Source organism: Caballeronia sp. INML3B, from assembly GCF_023631305.1.
Lineage (GTDB): Bacteria > Pseudomonadota > Gammaproteobacteria > Burkholderiales > Burkholderiaceae > Caballeronia > Caballeronia turbans.
Window position 1 is genome coordinate 758937 of record NZ_JALQDI010000040.1, and the last position, 17287, is coordinate 776223.

17 protein-coding genes are annotated in these 17287 nt (G+C 62.2%); 9 read left to right on the forward strand and 8 right to left on the reverse strand.

Features of this window, described 5'->3' with window-relative positions; all coding sequences use genetic code 11:
- Positions 1-20: 20 nt before the first annotated feature.
- A complete protein-coding gene (locus NCS58_RS19335) occupies positions 21-1859 on the forward strand; it encodes a VWA domain-containing protein (protein WP_250477458.1) in 1839 nt (612 codons plus the stop codon).
- A gap of 3 nt (positions 1860-1862) precedes the next feature.
- On the opposite strand, the gene NCS58_RS19340 is transcribed toward NCS58_RS19335, so the two are convergent.
- Positions 1863-2285 carry a low affinity iron permease family protein gene (locus NCS58_RS19340; RefSeq protein ID WP_061118040.1) on the reverse strand — a complete coding sequence of 141 codons (423 nt, stop codon included), beginning with the start codon at positions 2283-2285 and terminating at the stop codon, positions 1863-1865.
- Positions 2286-2345: 60 nt separating this feature from the next.
- On the opposite strand from NCS58_RS19340, the gene NCS58_RS19345 reads away from it, so the two are divergent.
- Positions 2346-2918 (forward strand): DNA-3-methyladenine glycosylase, encoded by a 573-nt coding sequence (locus NCS58_RS19345; RefSeq protein ID WP_061118039.1) that lies wholly within the window; start codon positions 2346-2348, stop codon positions 2916-2918.
- A 4-nt stretch (positions 2919-2922) separates the two neighbouring features.
- Here NCS58_RS19345 and NCS58_RS19350 read toward each other — a convergent pair whose 3' ends face one another.
- Genes NCS58_RS19350 through NCS58_RS19365 form a run of 4 tightly spaced genes read right to left on the reverse strand, consistent with a single transcriptional unit; the run spans position 2923 to position 7514 of the window.
- Entirely contained in the window at positions 2923-4113 is a 1191-nt protein-coding gene (locus tag NCS58_RS19350) for an ABC transporter substrate-binding protein (protein WP_061118038.1), read from the reverse strand.
- A 34-nt stretch (positions 4114-4147) separates the two neighbouring features.
- Positions 4148-4855 (reverse strand): ABC transporter ATP-binding protein, encoded by a 708-nt coding sequence (locus NCS58_RS19355; protein WP_061118037.1) that lies wholly within the window; start codon positions 4853-4855, stop codon positions 4148-4150.
- On the reverse strand, positions 4852-5637 hold the full coding sequence (locus NCS58_RS19360; RefSeq protein ID WP_061118036.1) for an ABC transporter ATP-binding protein: 786 nt from the start codon (positions 5635-5637) through the stop codon (positions 4852-4854). Before NCS58_RS19360 ends, NCS58_RS19355 begins: the two co-directional genes overlap by 4 nt.
- A complete protein-coding gene (locus NCS58_RS19365) occupies positions 5634-7514 on the reverse strand; it encodes an ABC transporter permease (protein ID WP_061118035.1) in 1881 nt (626 codons plus the stop codon). The genes NCS58_RS19360 and NCS58_RS19365 overlap by 4 nt, the downstream gene beginning before the upstream one ends.
- A gap of 549 nt (positions 7515-8063) precedes the next feature.
- Here NCS58_RS19365 and NCS58_RS19375 point away from each other — a divergent pair.
- Complete coding sequence (locus tag NCS58_RS19375; RefSeq protein ID WP_061118033.1) at positions 8064-9398, forward strand: glutamine synthetase family protein; 1335 nt, start codon at positions 8064-8066, stop codon at positions 9396-9398.
- Positions 9399-9411: 13 nt separating this feature from the next.
- Positions 9412-10788, forward strand: a complete 1377-nt coding sequence (locus NCS58_RS19380; RefSeq protein WP_061118032.1) for an aspartate aminotransferase family protein — start codon at positions 9412-9414, stop codon at positions 10786-10788.
- On the opposite strand, the gene NCS58_RS19385 is transcribed toward NCS58_RS19380, so the two are convergent.
- Both NCS58_RS19385 and NCS58_RS19390 read right to left on the reverse strand, forming a co-directional pair.
- Entirely contained in the window at positions 10772-11668 is an 897-nt protein-coding gene (locus tag NCS58_RS19385; RefSeq protein ID WP_061118031.1) for a LysR family transcriptional regulator, read from the reverse strand. The genes NCS58_RS19380 and NCS58_RS19385 overlap by 17 nt on opposite strands.
- Positions 11669-11735: 67 nt before the next feature.
- Positions 11736-12689, reverse strand: coding sequence for a 2-hydroxyacid dehydrogenase (locus NCS58_RS19390; RefSeq protein ID WP_061118142.1), 954 nt, complete (start codon positions 12687-12689; stop codon positions 11736-11738).
- A 329-nt stretch (positions 12690-13018) separates the two neighbouring features.
- Between NCS58_RS19390 and NCS58_RS19395 the strand changes: the two genes are divergently transcribed.
- Entirely contained in the window at positions 13019-14401 is a 1383-nt protein-coding gene (locus NCS58_RS19395) for an MFS transporter (protein WP_061118030.1), read from the forward strand.
- Between the two features lie 61 nt (positions 14402-14462).
- On the opposite strand, the gene NCS58_RS19400 is transcribed toward NCS58_RS19395, so the two are convergent.
- Positions 14463-15098 (reverse strand): TetR/AcrR family transcriptional regulator, encoded by a 636-nt coding sequence (locus NCS58_RS19400; RefSeq protein WP_061118029.1) that lies wholly within the window; start codon positions 15096-15098, stop codon positions 14463-14465.
- 168 nt (positions 15099-15266) lie between these two features.
- Between NCS58_RS19400 and NCS58_RS19405 the strand changes: the two genes are divergently transcribed.
- The 4 genes from NCS58_RS19405 (at position 15267) to folE (ending at position 17164) form a co-directional block, all read left to right on the forward strand.
- On the forward strand, positions 15267-15698 hold the full coding sequence (locus NCS58_RS19405) for a nuclear transport factor 2 family protein (protein ID WP_061118141.1): 432 nt from the start codon (positions 15267-15269) through the stop codon (positions 15696-15698).
- Positions 15699-15712: 14 nt separating this feature from the next.
- Positions 15713-16156, forward strand: a complete 444-nt coding sequence (locus NCS58_RS19410) for a VOC family protein (RefSeq protein ID WP_061118028.1) — start codon at positions 15713-15715, stop codon at positions 16154-16156.
- Positions 16157-16228: 72 nt separating this feature from the next.
- Positions 16229-16432, forward strand: coding sequence for a hypothetical protein (locus tag NCS58_RS19415; RefSeq protein WP_250477459.1), 204 nt, complete (start codon positions 16229-16231; stop codon positions 16430-16432).
- Positions 16433-16513: 81 nt separating this feature from the next.
- Positions 16514-17164, forward strand: a complete 651-nt coding sequence (gene folE, locus NCS58_RS19420; protein WP_061118026.1) for a GTP cyclohydrolase I FolE — start codon at positions 16514-16516, stop codon at positions 17162-17164.
- Positions 17165-17287 lie beyond the last annotated feature (123 nt).

Here is a 17287-nt window from a genome sequence, read left to right on the forward strand (position 1 = left end):
GCGTGGTCACGGACGTCCACATGGAATTCAAACGCAAAGGGTTCAGGCTCATGACGATTTCGTCGACGCTGCGCGCATGCAGCCGGCTGCCGCAAAGCGCAGGGGGCAGCGTCGCGATGATGTTCGCGATGTGCGCGAGCACCATGATCGGGTCCATGTGCGTGGCGCTCGATGCGATCGACTACGTGATGACGCAGGGCCGCATGCAGATGGCGCTCGATGCCGCCACGTTGTCGGCGGGCGTCGATCTCCAGCGCTATGGCAACACGCCGACCGGCACGAGCCTCTCCAACTGGCAGAAGGACGCGCGTGCGTACTACGACGCGAACAGTCCTTCCGGCATGATGGGCTTCACCATGCCCGACGGGCAGTTTTCCGCGACCGTATCGGGCGCGCCCGCTACCGGACAGACCATCGCGCTGTCGGCGTCGGGATCGCTGCCCTTGCTTGCGCCGAAGATTCTCAGCAAGACATCCGGTGGCGACTCCGGCACGGGTTCCGGCGGCGGAACGGCACCGCCGGATACTTCGACGGTATCGGCAAACAACACAGCCCTGCGGCTGCCGCAGAGCACGCTCGAACTCGTCATGGTGCTCGACAACACCGGCTCCATGAGAGACCCCGCGAACGGCAAGTCCGGCGCGACCAAGATGAGCGGACTGCAGGCTGCGGCCAACTCGCTGATCGGCGACCTGCTGCCGGGCGGAAGCACTTCCACCAGCAAGAACTTCATCGGCCTGGTGCCGTTCGCGAGCACCGTCAACACCACGGGCGCCCTGCCGTCCGGCGGCAGCTGGCTCAGCGCGACGCTGCCGAGCTACAACACGAGCGGCGTGACGACGGGCGCGTGGAGCGGCTGCCCGATCGAGCCGCGCACCAGCGGCAATCTCTCGCCCGAGGCGTACTCGCCGCTCGACACGCGCAAGTTCCAGCGTTACTACTACAACGTGCCGACGAGCAAGCTCAAGGTGGTCACCTATAGTTCGTCGACGCGGTACAGCGCGTGCAATACGTCGGGCAGTTCGTCGTCGACCGTCTCGAACGTGCCATTCACCATCGGCTCGTCGGGGTCGGCGAACAAGTGCAACAGCCCGAGCGGCGGCACGGGCACCGGCATCGGCACCCAGTTCGACGAGACCAACACGACCGGGCAGAACCTGACGCAGAACTCCGGCTGCCTCGCCACCTCGATGACCTTCCTCACGCAGAACGCCACCACGCTCACCACGGCCGTCAGCAAGATGACGCCGTCGGGCTCGACGATCATTCCGGTCGGCCTTCTGTGGGGCTGGCGCATGCTGGAGCCGTCGTGGTCGCAGAACGTAGCCGGCACGAAGAACGGCTGGATTTCGTCCGACCCGAGTCTGCCGAAGCCCACCGACGGCTCCGTGCAGAATCTTCAACGCGTGATGATCGTCCTCACCGACGGCCTCAACCAGATCGGCGCGGCGGGCTCGATTCCCAACACGCTGTATTTCAACGGCCTTTCGGGCGTGGGCACCAACAGCCTGTCGGCGCCGACCGTGATCCGGGCCGACGGCACCACGATGTCGAACGCGCTCACGGACTCGTCGGAGCTGCACGGCGGCAGTCCCATCGACGCTTCGAGCGGCAACAACGCGGGTTATCCCGACGACGCCAACTCCTACCAGCAGGCGATCTGCACGGCAATCAAGGCGCGCGGCATCACGATCTATTCGATTACGTTCGGCGCATCGGCATCCAGCTCGAGCGCACAGGTCACGATGCAGAACTGCGCGAGCCCGGGCAACTATTACCACGCGCCGGACAATACGACGCTCGACAACATCTTTCAGCAGATCGCCGGCAATCTGGGCGTGCTGCGTCTCACGAAATGACAGCTACCGCTTCGCTTCGTCGAATGAAGGCATCTCGATGTCCTTGCTCGCCGAACGCAAGTCATCGCGCGCCTCCTGCGCGAGCTTTTCATAACGCTTGCGAAAAACGGTGAGTTCCTTTTCGTCGAGCTCTTCGAGATCGAGCAGCGCGTTATGCGCCTTGTCGATCGCGCGAATGAGCTCATCGAGCTTGATCTGCATCGCGGCGGTGTCGCGGTTCTGCGTGTTCTGAATCAGGAAGACCATGAGGAACGTGACGATCGTCGTGGACGTATTGATGACGAGCTGCCATGTGTCGCTGAAATGAAAGAGCGGCCCCGATGCGGCCCAGACGATGACGAGCACCACCGCGGTCACGAAGGTCGATGCGTGCCCCGCCACTTGCGCGAGCCCATTCGAGAACTTGAGGAACCAAGAAGTCTTCATTCGGCGTCTCCTGATGGTCGGGTTGAATGCGGTGGCACGGCCGCGGCTAGAATACCGCTTGTGAACAAGAAGCCCAAACCCGTCGATTTTCACGCGCCGTCCGAGATCGTCGCGCAACGCCTCATCGGCGCGATCGTGACCGTCGACGGTGTCGGCGGCCGCATCGTCGAAACGGAAGCCTATGACCGGGAAGATCCCGCCTCGCACAGCTTCTCCGGGCCGACGCCGCGCAACGCGGTCATGTTCGGGCCGCCCGCCCATGCCTATGTCTACCGTTCCTACGGCATTCACTGGTGCCTGAATTTCGTGTGCCGCGAGGCCGGCCACGGCGCCGGGGTGCTGATTCGCGCGATCGAGCCGCTCGTCGGCATCGACGAAATGCGTGCGCGGCGCGGACTGGAGCCGCTCAAGCTTCTATGCTCGGGGCCGGGCCGCGCCGCGCAGGCGCTCGGCATCACGCACCGGAACAACGGCATGTCGCTGCTCGAAGCGCCGTTTCATATCGAGCCGCCCGAGGAAGACTTCCCGATCGTGCACGGACCGCGCATCGGCATCACCAAGGCGATGGACGTACCCTGGCGTTTCGGGCTTGCCGGTTCGAAGTTCGTCAGCAAGCCCTTTCCCAAGGCGTGATGCGTCAGTCCGCCGGACGCAGTTTCTTCACTTCTTCATCCGATGGCTGCACGCTCGCGCCATCGACATAACGGAACGACGTCATCACGCCCTTGCCGTCCTTCAGGCCCGTCACACCGACATACGCGCCCATCGTCGATTGATTGTCCTGCTTGCGGTACGTGATCGGGCCGAACGGCGTATCGACGGGCAAGCCCTTGAATGCGGCGGCGAGCTTGTCGGCATCGGGTGAGCCGGCTTTCTTCAGGCCGTTGGCGATCGACATCATCGCGGTATAGCCCACGACCGAGCCCAGGCGCGGATAGTCGTGATACTTCGCCTCGTAGGCGGCGACGAATTTCTTGTTCTCCGGGGTATCGATCGAATACCACGGATAGCCCGTGACGATCCAGCCGACCGGCGCTTCCTTGCCGAGCGGATCGAGATAATCCGGCTCGCCCGTCAGCAGCGACACGACCGCGCGATCCTTGAAGAGTCCGCGCGTGTTGCCCTCGCGGACGAACTTGCCGAGGTCGGCGCTGAACAGCACGTTGAAGATGGCGTCGGGCTTTGCATCGGCGAGCGCTTGCGTCACCGCGCCCGCATCGACGTTGCCGAGCGGGGTCGCCTGCTCCGCGACGAATTCCACATCCGGCTGCGCCGCCTTCAGCAGGCGCTTGAACGTGGCCACAGCCGACTGGCCGTACTCGTAGTTCGGATAGACGAGCGCCCAGCGCTTCTTCCTGAGCTTCGCGGCTTCGGGCACGAGCATCGCGACCTGCATGTACGTCGACGGGCGCAGACGATACGTGTACTTGTTGCCGTCCTGCCAGACGATCTTGTCGGTGAGCGGCTCGGCCGCGAGGAAGAAGATGCGCCGTTGCTTCGCAAAGTCCGCAAGCGCGAGGCCCGTATTCGACAGATAACCGCCGAACAACAACTTCACCTGCTCGCGCGCGACGAGTTCTTGCGCGACCCGAACCGTATCGCCGGGATTGCCGTTGTCATCGCGCGAGACGACTTCGAGCTTGTTGCCATTGATGCCGCCCGCCGCGTTGATCTCGTCGAGCGCCAGATTCCAGCCGTTCTTGTACGGCAGAAGAAATGCAGGCTGTGCCTTGTAGCTATTGATCTCGCCGATCTTGATGGTGTCGGCGTGCGCGGCGAATGCGAGACTCGCTGCAATGGCGGCGAGGGTTAAGCGCAGTGGCGTCATCGGGTTCTGTCCTCTCTGTTTAGATTCGATTCGTTCATACGCCAAGGAATTCGCGGCGCGCGGCATCGTCGCGGGCGAATGCGTTCATCGCGCCTTCATGGCGTATCTGGCCTCTTTCCAGCACATATACGCGGTCGCTGACGAGTTCCGCGAAGTGCAGGTTCTGTTCCGACAAAAGAATCGCGAGCCCTTCGCGCTTCAGTTCGAGAATCATATCGGCCATCTGTTCCACGATGACGGGCGCGACACCCTCCGAGGGCTCGTCGAGCAACACGAGGCGCGGATTGCCCATCAGCGTGCGCGATACCGTAAGCATCTGCTGCTCACCGCCGCTCATGCGGCTCGCGCGGCGGCCGCGCATTTCGCCGAGATTCGGGAACACGCGAAAGAGCTTTTCTGGCGTCCACAAGGGCGCATCGTCGCGCGGCGGCTGGCGGCCTGTGTCGAGATTCTCCATCACGGTCAGCTCGCCGAAAACGCGCCGGTCTTCCGGCACATACCCCAAGCCCCGTCGCGCGATGCGATAAGGCGCCATGCCCGCGATGCTCTCGCCCATGAACGACACCGTGCCCGATACGCGCGGCAGGAGTCCCATCACCGCTTTCATCGTCGTGGATTTACCCGCGCCGTTTCGGCCCATCAACGCGACCACTTCGCCGCGACCGACTTCGAAGCCGACGTCGAACAGGATCTGCGCGCGGCCATAGAACGCGTTGAGCGCGTCGACTTTCAGCAGCGTCATGTGGCTGCCCCCGTCTTCAACGCCGTGCGCGGCGCGAACGATGCACCCGTGCCGAGATAGACCTCACGCACGCGCGCGTCGTTGCGGATGGCTTCGGCATCGCCTTCTGCGATGAGGCGGCCGCGCGCGAGCACGATGAGCTTGTCCGCATGCGAAAACACCACGTCCATGCTGTGCTCGGTGAACAGCACGCCGATGTCGCGCTCTTTCGCGAGGCGCGCGGTGAGCGCCATCAGTTCATTGCGTTCCTGCGGCGCCATGCCCGCGGTCGGTTCGTCCATCAGAAGCAGCTTTGGACGATTCGCAAGCGCGATCGCCAGTTCGACGCGCTTCACGTCGCCGTATGCAAGCACCGCGCAACTGCGCTGCGCGTGCGCCGTCATGCCGACGAGATCGAGCAAGGCCATCGCTTCGGTTTCGCTGAATGACGCGACGCGCCCGAAAAGACGATAGATGCGCCGCTCGCGCGACAGCAACGCCATCTGCACGTTTTCGAGCACGGTCATGGAATTGAAGGTCGCGGCGATCTGGAATGTGCGGCCCACGCCGAGACGCCAGATATCGCGCGGACGCATGCCCGCGATATCGCGGCCGTCGAAACGAATCGCGCCCGCGCCCGGCTTGAGCTGACCGTTGATCATGTTGAAGCACGTCGACTTGCCCGCGCCGTTCGGGCCGATCAGCGCGAGCAACTGCCCTGCCTGAAGGTCGAACGATACGTCGTCGACGGCCTGCACGCCGTCGAACGACTTCGACAGATGCGCGATCGAAAGCAGCGTCATTGCGCCTCCGGGAAGAAGCGCTCGCGCACGAAGCCTGCGATGCCCTGCGGAAACGCGATGACGAGCACGAGGATCGTGGCACCGAGCAGCGCCTGCCAGTAGTCGGTCTGACGCGCGACGCTATCCTGCAGCCAGGTGAACACGCTCGCGCCGACGATCGGGCCCGTGAGCGTCTGGATGCCGCCGAGCAGGACCATCACGAGGCCATCGACGGAACGGCCCACGCTGATCGCTTCGGGCGAGATGTTGCCTTTCGAGAACGCGTAAAGCGAGCCCGCGAGTCCGCAGATGAGAGCGGCGACGACGAACGCGGCCCATTGCACGCGCGCGACATCGATGCCGATCGCTTCGGCGCGCAACGGCGAATCGCGACCCGCGCGCATCGCGAGGCCGAGCGGCGAGAAGATCATGCGGCGCAGCAGCCACACGCCGATCACCGCGAACACGAGCGTGAGGTAATAGAACGCGACAGGCGACGCAAGCCACGGCGACGGCCAGATGCCCAGTATGCCGTTGCTCCCGCCCGTCACGGCGTCCCATTGATAGACGACGGACCAGACGATTTGCGCGAACGCGAGCGTGAGCATCGCGAGATAGACACCCGAGAGGCGCACGCAGAACCAGCCGAACACGATCGCGCCGATGCCCGCGATCAACGGACCGAGCACGAGCGCGGCTTCCATCGGCAGCGCGAATACTTTGAGAAACAGTGCCGCGCCGTATGCACCGAGACCGAAGTACGCCGCGTGACCGAACGAGTGCATGCCGCCCGGCCCCATGATGAAGTGCAGGCTCGCCGCGAACAGCACCGCGATCATGATCTCGACGAACAGCACGGGCATGTACGGGAAAGCATCGGCGGCGAGCGGCGCCAGCGCAAGCGCGGTTACAGCGACAGCCGCGGCGATATTCATGTTGCGCGTGGCGGGACGCAAAGGCCGGTCCGCGGGCGCGGCAGTTCGTGCGATCGCCTGTGCGCGGCCGAAAAGTCCCCACGGACGCAGCACGAGCACGACGGCCATCACGACGAACTCCGCGACGAGCGTGAACTTCGACAACGAAAAGTCGATGCCCGCGATCGACACATGCCCGATGCCGATGCACATCGCCTTGATCTCGGCGATCAATAGCGCCGCGACGAACGCGCCCGGAATCGAACCCATGCCGCCGACCACGACGACGACGAACGCATTGCCGATGGTTTCGATATCCAGCGACAGATTCGCCGACATGCGGGGCACCTGCAGCGCGCCGCCGAGCCCAGCGAGCATCGCGCCCACGAAAAACACGCCAGTGAAGAGCCACGCCTGATTGACGCCGAGCGCCCCGAGCATTTCACGATCCGCGCTGGCCGCGCGCACGAGCGTGCCCCAGCGCGTGCGCGTGAGCGCATACCACAGCGCGAGCAGCACGAGCGGCCCGATGACGATCAACGCGAGATCGTAAGCGGGCAGCGCATGATCGAGCATCTGCACCGCCCCTTCCAGATGCGGCGCGCGCGGGCCGAACAGATCTTCCGGTCCCCACAGATAGAGCGCCGCATCGCGAATGATCAGCACCAGCGCGAATGTGGCCAGCAGATGAAACAGTTCGGGCGCGCGATAGATGCGCCTGAGCACGCTCACTTCGATCGCCGCGCCGATCCCGCCGACGACAAGCGCAGCGCCCAGCACCGACGCCCAGAAGCCCGCGACGCTTTCGCCGAAGCGGCTCGTCAGGCTATACGCGACATACACGCCGAGCATGTAGAGCGAGCCATGCGCGAAGTTGACGATGCGCGTGACCCCGAAGATCAGGGAGAGACCCGACGCGACAAGAAAGAGCGCGCAGGCATCGGCGAGGCCGTTGACGAGTTGGACGAGCAGGTTGGAGAGCATCGGGCTCTGTGGGCCGCTGTGGGCGTATCGGCTGAAAGAGCCGACATTATCGATGAATTGGGCAACATGCTCCCTTCTCGGCAAAATCGCCACATGTGCGCCCAATGGAAAAAACGTATTGACGGCGTTTATGTCTTGTATATGCTCATTGAAGGGCAATTGTCGGCATCTGCAATCGCTCTGCAAATCAACTCGCCAAACGAGTCTTATCGTGAAAGTCCAAAGCCCTCTGGCACGTCGGAGCCGCGGCTCCTGCGCCGATCGCTGCGGCAAGCTTCCCGATCGCCGCTTCCTGTCGGTTCTGACTGTCCTCTCGCGCCGCTGCGTGCGGCGTCGCAACGCCGTTTCCGCTCGCGCGTTCATCGCCGTCCATTGCGTCGGCGCCGCTTCGCTGCTGCCGTAGCGCCTCTTCCGTTCTTCCCTTCCTGACTGACGGGTCCGCGCGCGTGCGTCTGCACGCGTGAATGCGCGCGCCTTCCTTCTTTGCGCCTTTGCGATGCATCGCGAAGGCCGTGGAAGCATGCGCGCCTTTAAAACACGAGAACGACAATGGAACGCATCGACGAATTTCTTCGAAAGCATCACATCACTGAAGTTGAAGCCATCATTCCCGACATGGCGGGCACCGCGCGCGGGAAGATCATTCCGCGCAGCAAGTTCGAATCGGGCGAATCGATGCGCCTGCCGCAAGCCGTGATGATCCAGACGGTGACGGGCGACTATCCCGTCGATGGCAGCTTCACCGGCGTCACCGATCCCGACATGGTGTGCGTGCCCGATCCCGCGACGATCCGCCTGATTCCGTGGGCCGTCGATCCCACGGCGCAAGTCATCCACGATTGCGTGCATTTCGACGGCACGCCCGTCGCAATTTCGCCGCGACGCGTGTTGCGTGAAGTGCTGCGGAAATTCGCCGCGAAAGGCTGGCGTCCTGTCGTCGGGCCGGAACTGGAATTCTTTCTCGTCGATATGAACCGCGATCCCGATCTGCCCTTGCAGCCGCCCGTGGGCAGAACCGGGCGCGCGGAAACGGGACGTCAGGCGTACTCGATCGATGCGGTCAACGAGTTCGATCCGCTCTTCGAAGACATCTACGCGTATTGCGAAGTGCAGGAACTCGAAGTGGATACGCTGATTCACGAAGTGGGTGCGGCGCAGATGGAAATCAACTTCATGCATGGCGATGCGCTCAATCTCGCGGACCGTGTGTTTCTCTTCAAGCGCACGGTGCGCGAGGCGGCGCTGCGTCACAAGATGTATGCGACCTTCATGGCGAAGCCGATGGAGAACGAGCCCGGCTCGGCGATGCATGTTCATCAGAGCGTGGTCGATGAAGACACCGGACGCAATCTCTTCACGAATCGAGAAGGCGAACCGACGGGCCTCTTCTATAGCTACGTCGCGGGCCTGCAGAAATACACGCCCGCGCTCATGCCGATTTTCGCGCCTTACATCAATTCGTATCGCAGGCTATCGCGCTTCATGGCCGCGCCCATCAACGTGCAATGGGGCTACGACAACCGCACCGTGGGATTTCGCGTGCCGCATGCGTCGCCGCAGGCGCGGCGCATCGAGAATCGCATACCGGGCGTGGACTGCAATCCTTATCTCGCGATCGCGGCGACACTGGCCGCGGGTTATCTCGGCATGACGCAGCATCTGGAGCCGACCGAGCCGCTCGCGAGCGACGGCTATCGCCAGCCGTATCAGTTGCCGCGCAATCTCGATGAGGGTCTCACGTTGATGGGTGCATGCGAGCCGCTCGCCGACATGTTCGGCGAGAAGTTCGTGCGCGCCTATCTCGCGTTGAAGGAGACCGAATACGAAGCGTTCTTCCGCGTGATCAGTTCGTGGGAACGCAAGCATCTGCTGCTGCACGTTTGAAGGAGACGACGACATGAACGATCGAATCGATTCGACGGCACATTACCGCGCGCTCGATGCCGCGCATCATCTGCATCCTTTCTCCGATATGAGCGCCCTCAATCGAACGGGCAGCCGCGTGATCGTACAGGCCGAGGGCGTGTATCTCCGGGACTCGGAGGGCAATCGCATCATCGATGGCATGGCCGGATTGTGGTGTGTGAACGTGGGCTATGGACGACGCGAACTCGCCGACGCCGCGATGAAGCAGATGCAGGAACTGCCCTACTACAACACCTTCTTCAAGACGACGCATCCGCCGGTGATCGAATTGTCCGCGCTGCTCGCGGCGCTCACGCCTGCGAAGTTCAATCGCTTTCTCTACTGCAACAGCGGCTCGGAAGCCAACGATACCGCGCTCCGCGCGGTGCATCGCTATTGGGCCGTGCAAGGCCGGCCGATGAAGCGTCATGTCATTGCGCGCACGAATGCGTATCACGGCTCGACCATCGCGGGCGCGACGCTCGGTGGCATGAATTACATGCACGAGCAGATGCCCTCGAAGATGGAGCATGTCGCGCATATCGGTCAGCCTTACTGGTTCGGCGAAGGCGGCGCAATGAGTGCGGAAGCGTTCGGCATCGCGCGTGCGCGTCAGCTCGAAGAAAAGATCCTCGAACTGGGCGCGGCGAACGTCGCAGCGTTCATCGGCGAGCCGTTTCAAGGCGCGGGCGGCGTCATCTTTCCGCCATCGAGCTACTGGCCTGAAATCGAACGCATCTGCCGCAAGCATGATGTGCTGCTGATCGCTGATGAGGTTATCGGCGGATTCGGGCGCACGGGCGAATGGTTCGCGCACGAGCATTTCGGTTTCGAGCCGGATGTCATCACGATGGCCAAAGGCCTCACGAGCGGCTATGTGCCGATGGGCGCGGTCGGGCTGTCGGATCGCATCGCGGATGCCATCGTGAACAGCGGCGAGTTCAATCACGGCTTCACGTATTCGGGGCATCCGGTTGCGGCCGCGGTCGCGGTGGCCAATCTGAAGCTGTTGCGCGACGAAGGCATCGTCGCGCACGTCAAGCACCATGCGGGGCCGTATTTCCAGAAGCGCCTGCGTGAGGCGTTAGGCGATCATCCGATCGTCGGCGAGATTGCGGGCGCGGGTCTCGTTGCGGGGATTCAGCTTGCCGAAGATCGTGCGACGAGGAAGCGCTTTTTGAATGGCGACGATATCGGCACGATATGCCGTGACTTCTGTTTCGCGGGCAATCTCGTGATGCGCGCGAGTCACGATCGGATGTTGTTGTCGCCGCCGCTCGTCGTCACGCACGACGAGATAGACGAGATAGTCGACAAAGCCAGAGCCGCGATCGACGCAACGGCGCGTCAAATCAGGAACGCCGCGTAGCGAAGTGGTCCGCCGCCATGTGCCTGAAGGCCGTGACGGCGGGATTGTCCTGATCGGAACGCCACGCCATGCTCATTTCGGCCTGCACGGTATTGCCGGCGATTTCCCTGAACTCGACATTGTCGTAGTGAAATCGTTGCGATGACGCGGGCAGGATCGAAACGCCCAATCCCGCCCGAACGAGCGACAGAATGGTCGGCGTCTGATCGATGTATTGCGTGAAATGCGGCTTCACTTCATCGGCCACGAGCATGCTCACGATGCGGTCATGAAAGTATTTGCCGTGCGTGGGTGAATGCATGATGAAGGCCTGCTCGTTCAACTGCGCGAGTTCGAGTCGATCGAAGCGGCACAACGCGTGTCCCGCCGGCAGCGCGACGATCATCGGCTCACGGTCGACGAGAAGGAACTGCACTTTCTGCCGCGACGGCAGCGGCCGCATGAAGCCCAGATCGATTGCGTTTGCCTCGAAAGCCTCGATCTGCGCGACGGAAATCATTTCGAGCAGGACGACGTCGATATCCGGCAAATCCCGCTTCGCCGCGACGAGCAATTCGGGTATCAACTCATAGCCCGCGGCGCCCGTGAAGCCGATGCGCACGCGCCCGGTCTTGCCTTTGCTCGCACGACGCACCGTGCTTTCGGCCTGCTCGGAGAGATTGAGCAGGCGCGTCGCATCCGCGAGAAACACGCGCCCTTCCGTGGTCAGCCTGACCGTGCGCCCGACGCGCTCGAACAGCTTCACGCCGAGATTTTCTTCGAGCAGATGAATCTGCCTGGAAAGCGGCGGCTGTGTCATGTTGAGCAATGCGGCCGCGCGCCGGAAGTTCAGCTCCGTCGCGGCAGCGACGAAGCAACGCACTTGTCCGAGATCGAGCATTCGTAATCGACGTTGAAGTGATAGCCGATCATTATATGTTCGCCCCGGACGGCTTCATGCGCACGCGTCAGGTCGTGAGGCTGCCATCGGGACGCTGACCCGCGAGACCTTGCGCGAGACTCGCGAGCACCATCTCGCCCATCGCCGTGCGCGATTCCACCGTCGCGCTCGCGCGATGCGCCTGCAGCACGACGCGGTCCATATCGAACAGTTCGGCCGGCACGTTCGGTTCATCGACGAACACGTCGAGGCCCGCGCCCGCGATCGTGCCACGCGACAGCGCTTCGACGAGGTCGCTTTCCACGACGAGCTTGCCGCGCGCAATGTTGATGAGATAACCCTCCTTGCCCAATGCATCGAGCACCGCTGCGTTCACGATGCCTTTGGCCTTATCGGCCGCGGCGGCCAGCACGAGAATGTCGCTTTCGCGTGCGAGCGAGAGCAGATCCGGCACGAAGCGATAGTCGCTATCGTCCATGCGGCGCATATCGGTATAAGCGATCGGGCAGTTGAATGCGGCTGCGCGCTGCGCGATCGCGCGACCCACTTTGCCGAGGCCCACGATTCCCACGCGCTTGCCGCTGAAACGGCGCGACAGCGGGATCGCGCCGGGGTTCGGGTTCTTCACCCATTTGCCGGTCTTCACGAAATCGTTGCCGGGGCAGATCTCGCGCAGCACGGCGAGGATCAAACCAATCGCGAGATCGGCGACATCTTCGGTCAGCGCGCCGAACGTGCCCGTCACTGGAAGGCCGCGCGAGCGTGCGAATTCGAGATCGACCGCATCGGTGCCGACACCGTTCACCGCGATCACCTGCAACGCGGGCAAGCGCTCGATGAGATCGTTCGAGATGCCCGTATGCCCGCCGGTGATCACGCCGCGAATCGAGGCGCCATGCTCACGGATATACGCGTCCTTATCCTCCTTTTCGAAGAGGCGATGCATCGTATAGAGCGCATCCAGCTTTTCGTTGATGGCCGGTACGAGGATCGGGTTCAGTTGCAGAATGCTCGGCTTCAATTCGCGTGCTCCATGATGTTCGTTTCCGATGTGGAGCGCATGATGTCTGCTTTTGCCGGACACGTCCAATCCCAAAAGGCTATCAATTGATCCACGTATCGACGCATGACCGGCAGTGTTCTTATCGATTCAATTCGGGAATCAGGTAATAGCAATAAAAGATTGGACGCTCTTGCGCACCATCCCCACAATTCGAAGCATAAGAAGGCATATCGACAATAAAGCCTTGAAAATGACATCGGAGACAACAGCGTGAGCCTGCGCCCTACCCGCTTCCCATTCATTCGCCTCCTTCAAGCCGCAGCGCATGCACCACGGGAGGCGTCGCGATGAACAACGCTGACGGCATCATTGCGCCCTCGAAGGCGGAACCTTTCGCGGAGAAGCCCACGAAACACCGTTGGGTCGTGATGGGACTGATCTTCTGCATCTGGGCCATCGCATGTGCGGACCGCGCCAACTTCGGCATCGCGCTGCCGTATCTGAAGAAGGAATATCACATCACCAATACCGAAGCCGGTCTGATCGTCAGCCTGTTTTCGTTCGCGTATGGCTTCGTGCAGATTCCCGTTGGACTGCTTTACAAGCGACTCGGCAACAAAACGACGGGCTTGCTGTTCTCGGTCTTCATGATCCTCACTTCCGTGTTCACCGGATTGATGGGCACCACGTCGTCGGTAATCTTGCTGATGACGTATCGCGTGGGGCTCGGCTTGTCGGAAGGGCCGCTCGGCATCGGCTGCACGAACGTCATCAATCGCTGGTTTCCCGCGAAGGAAAAAGGCACGGCCACCGGCCTGTGGATCGCGGCATCGAAGCTCGGGCCGCTGATCGTGCCTTCGGTATGCATCATCGTGATTCAGTTGTGGGGATGGCGGGAGATCTTCTATGTGTTCGCGGTGCCGGGGATTCTGCTCGCCGTGGTGTGGATGTTCTTCGTCACCAACTCGCCCGGCGAGAACCGTTTCTGCTCGCCCGCCGAGCGCCGTTACATCGCCGATGAAACAATCGTCGGCGGCAATAGCGGCAAGTCGCTGTCCCGCGCGCACATGACGCCGATGCCCCGGCTCGACGCGATCAATCGCACGAAGCGCGTGCCGCAACTCGAGACGATTCGCCAGGTCTTCGGCTCGTGGAACATCTTCGGCATCGCGCTCGGTTATGGCTGCATGATCGGCATCAGCAATATTTTCATCTCGTGGATTCCCACGTATCTCGTCACCGTGAAAGGCTTCGCTTCAGTGAAGATGGGCTTTCTCGCCTCGGCGCCTTTCATCGGCGCGGTCGCGGGCAACATGCTTGGCGGCATCATCTCGGACCGCCTGCTCGGCGGCCGCCGCAAGCCCATGATGATGCTCGGCGCGCTCGGCACGATGATCATGACGTTCCTGTTGATAGATGCGCCCGATAGCGTCGCTTATCTCGGTGCAGCCCTCATGCTGGCGGGCCTCATGCTAGGCATCGGCTTCGCGGGTTACTCCGCATATCCGATGGGTCTCGCGACCAAAGCAACGTACCCGACGGCGTTCGGTATCGTGAACTCGCTGGGGCAGATCGGCGGCGCATGCGCCCCGCTCGCGGTCGGCCTGCTGCTCGACAGCTATAGCTGGACCGCCGTTTTTCTCTACATGGTCGGGACGTCGACGCTATGCCTGTTGTTGCTCTTCAGCGTGGTCGAGCCGATAGCCGGCGAGACGCAGTCCGCGAAGTAATCGTATCGATCACACGAATCGCGCCGCTTGATACGGCGCGATTCGTATCTCAGACTCGCATTCAAAGTCCGTTCTCGACCATATCGAGCAAGCGCCCGGCAAGCGGCTCGATCTGCGCGCGCTTCAATCCCTGCAACGGGCCTTCGATCACGAGCAGCGCGAAACCATGCACCGCGCTCCACGCGAGATATTCCGCTTCGGGCCTGCGCTTCGCATCGAGTGCGCCCGCGTCCACCATGTCATCCAGCGCCCGGCTGAGCAACTGAAAGGGATCGAGTCCGCTCGGCCCTGCGCCATACGGCTCATCATGTTCCGCCCATTCCGCTTGCGGCGCTGCGAAGGCCGTACGAAAAAGACCCGTCTCCGTCTGCGCAAAACGCAGATAACCCGTGCCGATAGCCCGCAATCCCGCGCGCGCCGCATCGGCGCGGCGGCGCTTTTTTGGGCGCGCGGCCAGTTCCTCTTCCATTGCCTGCGCGACGAACGACAGCGCCGCCGAGCGCACCGCCGATAGCAATTCCTGACGGCTCTCGAAGTGACGATAGGCCGCGTTCGGAACGACGCCTGCCCGACGCGTCGCCTCGCGCAGGACGATCGCATCCGGCCCGCCTTCGCGCGCCAGTTCGATGCCCGCTTCGATCAGCGCGCGTCGCAAATCCCCATGCCGGTAAGTACTGCGCGGCTTGCCATTTGTCATTTCGATTCGTTGGGCTTTCCATATGTGGACACTGTCCATTATCTCTGCTACTTTTTGTGGACGGTGTCCACAACGAGAAAAATAATTCCGCTTCGGTGCTTGCCGTTGCATTGTCACGACGCGGCGGCATCGTGTGCGATGTGGGTCGTCATACGGAAGGAGGCAGCCATGACAAAGCCGAACGATCGTGCGCAGTCGGATGAAAATGTCGCGCGCATTCGCGAACTGATCGAAGCGTGGCGACAGGCGGTGCTCGCGAAAGACGTCGAGGCACTCGTGAGCCACTACGCGCCGGATGTCGTCGTGTTCGATGTCGTGCCGCCCGCGTCTATCCAGGGCATCGCGCACTATCGCGAGAACTGGCAGCGCTGGTTCGACAGCATGAAAGGCCCGCTTGCGTTCGAGATGCGGGAAGTGGAAGTGGCCGCGAGCGGCGATCTGGCTTATGCGCACTCCGTCAACCGGGTCGCCGTGGGCGAGCAGGAGGACATCGTGCGCGCCACCGTGTGCTTCAGAAAGATCGACGGTGACTGGCGCGTCGTGCACGAGCACGCATCAGTGCCGCTCACGATGGATATGGACCCTGACGAGAAGTCATAACTCAAGGAGCAGACATGCAAGTGCAACCCTATTTGTTTTTCGAAGGCCGCTGCGAAGAGGCGATCACGTTCTATCGCGAGAGTCTGGGCGCGCAAGTCGTCATGATGATGCGCTACAGCGAAAACCCGGAAGCCGGCAAGGCTGAGACGGCCAGCGGCTGCGGCATTCCGCCGGGATCGGAAAACAAGATCATGCACTCGGCGTTCACCATCGGCGATTCCATGCTGATGGGTTCCGACGGCATGTGCAGCGGCAAGCCGGACTTCAAGGGCGTATCGCTCTCGCTCACGGCAAACGACGAACAGCAGGCGGAGAAATACTTCAACGCGCTGTCCAACGGCGGGCAGGTGCAAATGCCGATGACCCAAACGTTCTTCGCCAAGCGCTTCGGCATGGTGGCCGACAAGTTCGGCGTTTCATGGATGGTGCTCGGCGGCGTGGAAGGCAAGCCCGCGTGATCGTCAACTGTAGCACCGTCTGGAACGGGTCTTGCGCGCCTTTCACCGCATCAATTCGAAAGGAGCCGTGACATGAGCAACTATGCCGGACGTTCTCAGGAAGACCGCATCGCGCAGCGCAAGGGCAAGCAGCCAACTTCGCAGGAACAGCCGGGCGGGCCCATGGCCGAGCCCGGCACGGAACCCGACAAGGATCACAGCAGCGGCCAGTTGTCAGAGGAAGGCAAGCAGGCATGGCGCACGGGTTCAGGCATCGATGGAGGCGGAAAAACCTGACACGTATATCGACCTTCGGAAACGTGGAACAATGGCGGGGTGCCAGATGCACTAATTGCACCTTGATGACAGGAGCTTTCGATGAGCGCCCCGCGCAAAAACCATCTTTCAGGCTCGGACATGCCAGCTGACCCAGCCGATCGTCCGACCCGCGAGGAAGCCGAAGCCGCCGTGCGTGTTCTGTTGCGCTGGGCCGGCGACGACCCGAGGCGTGAAGGCCTGCTCGACACACCAGGCCGCGTCGTGCGCGCGTATGAAGAGTTCTTCGCGGGTTATACGCAAAATCCGCACGATATTCTCGCGCGTACGTTTTCCGAAGTGCAGGGCTATGACGAGATGATCGTCCTGAAGGACATTCGTTTCGAAAGCTATTGCGAGCATCACATGGTGCCGATCATCGGGCGCGCGCACGTTGCGTATCTGCCCAACAAGCGCGTTGTCGGCATTTCGAAGCTCGCGCGTCTCGTCGATGCCTTCGCGAAGCGTCTGCAGATTCAGGAGAAGATGACCGCGCAGATCGCGGATACGCTCAACGAAGTGCTGCAGCCGCTCGGCGTCGGCGTGATTCTCGAAGCCGCGCATCAGTGCATGTCGACGCGCGGCGTGCACAAGGCGGGCGTGTCGATGGTCACGTCGCGCATGCTCGGATCGTTTCGCGACGATCCATCGACGCGGCGCGAATTTCTTTCCATCGTCAGCGATCAGAGCGCGTTCAGCGTGTCGAATACATAAGGCCGCCAGCCAAAACGGACACGCAAAAAGAAAAGGGCCTCGCGGCTAATGCCGTTCAGTTAAGGTCTTTTCTTAGATAACGAACGGTGTACCGTTTAGGGCGGGATTTGACGACCCGGTCGC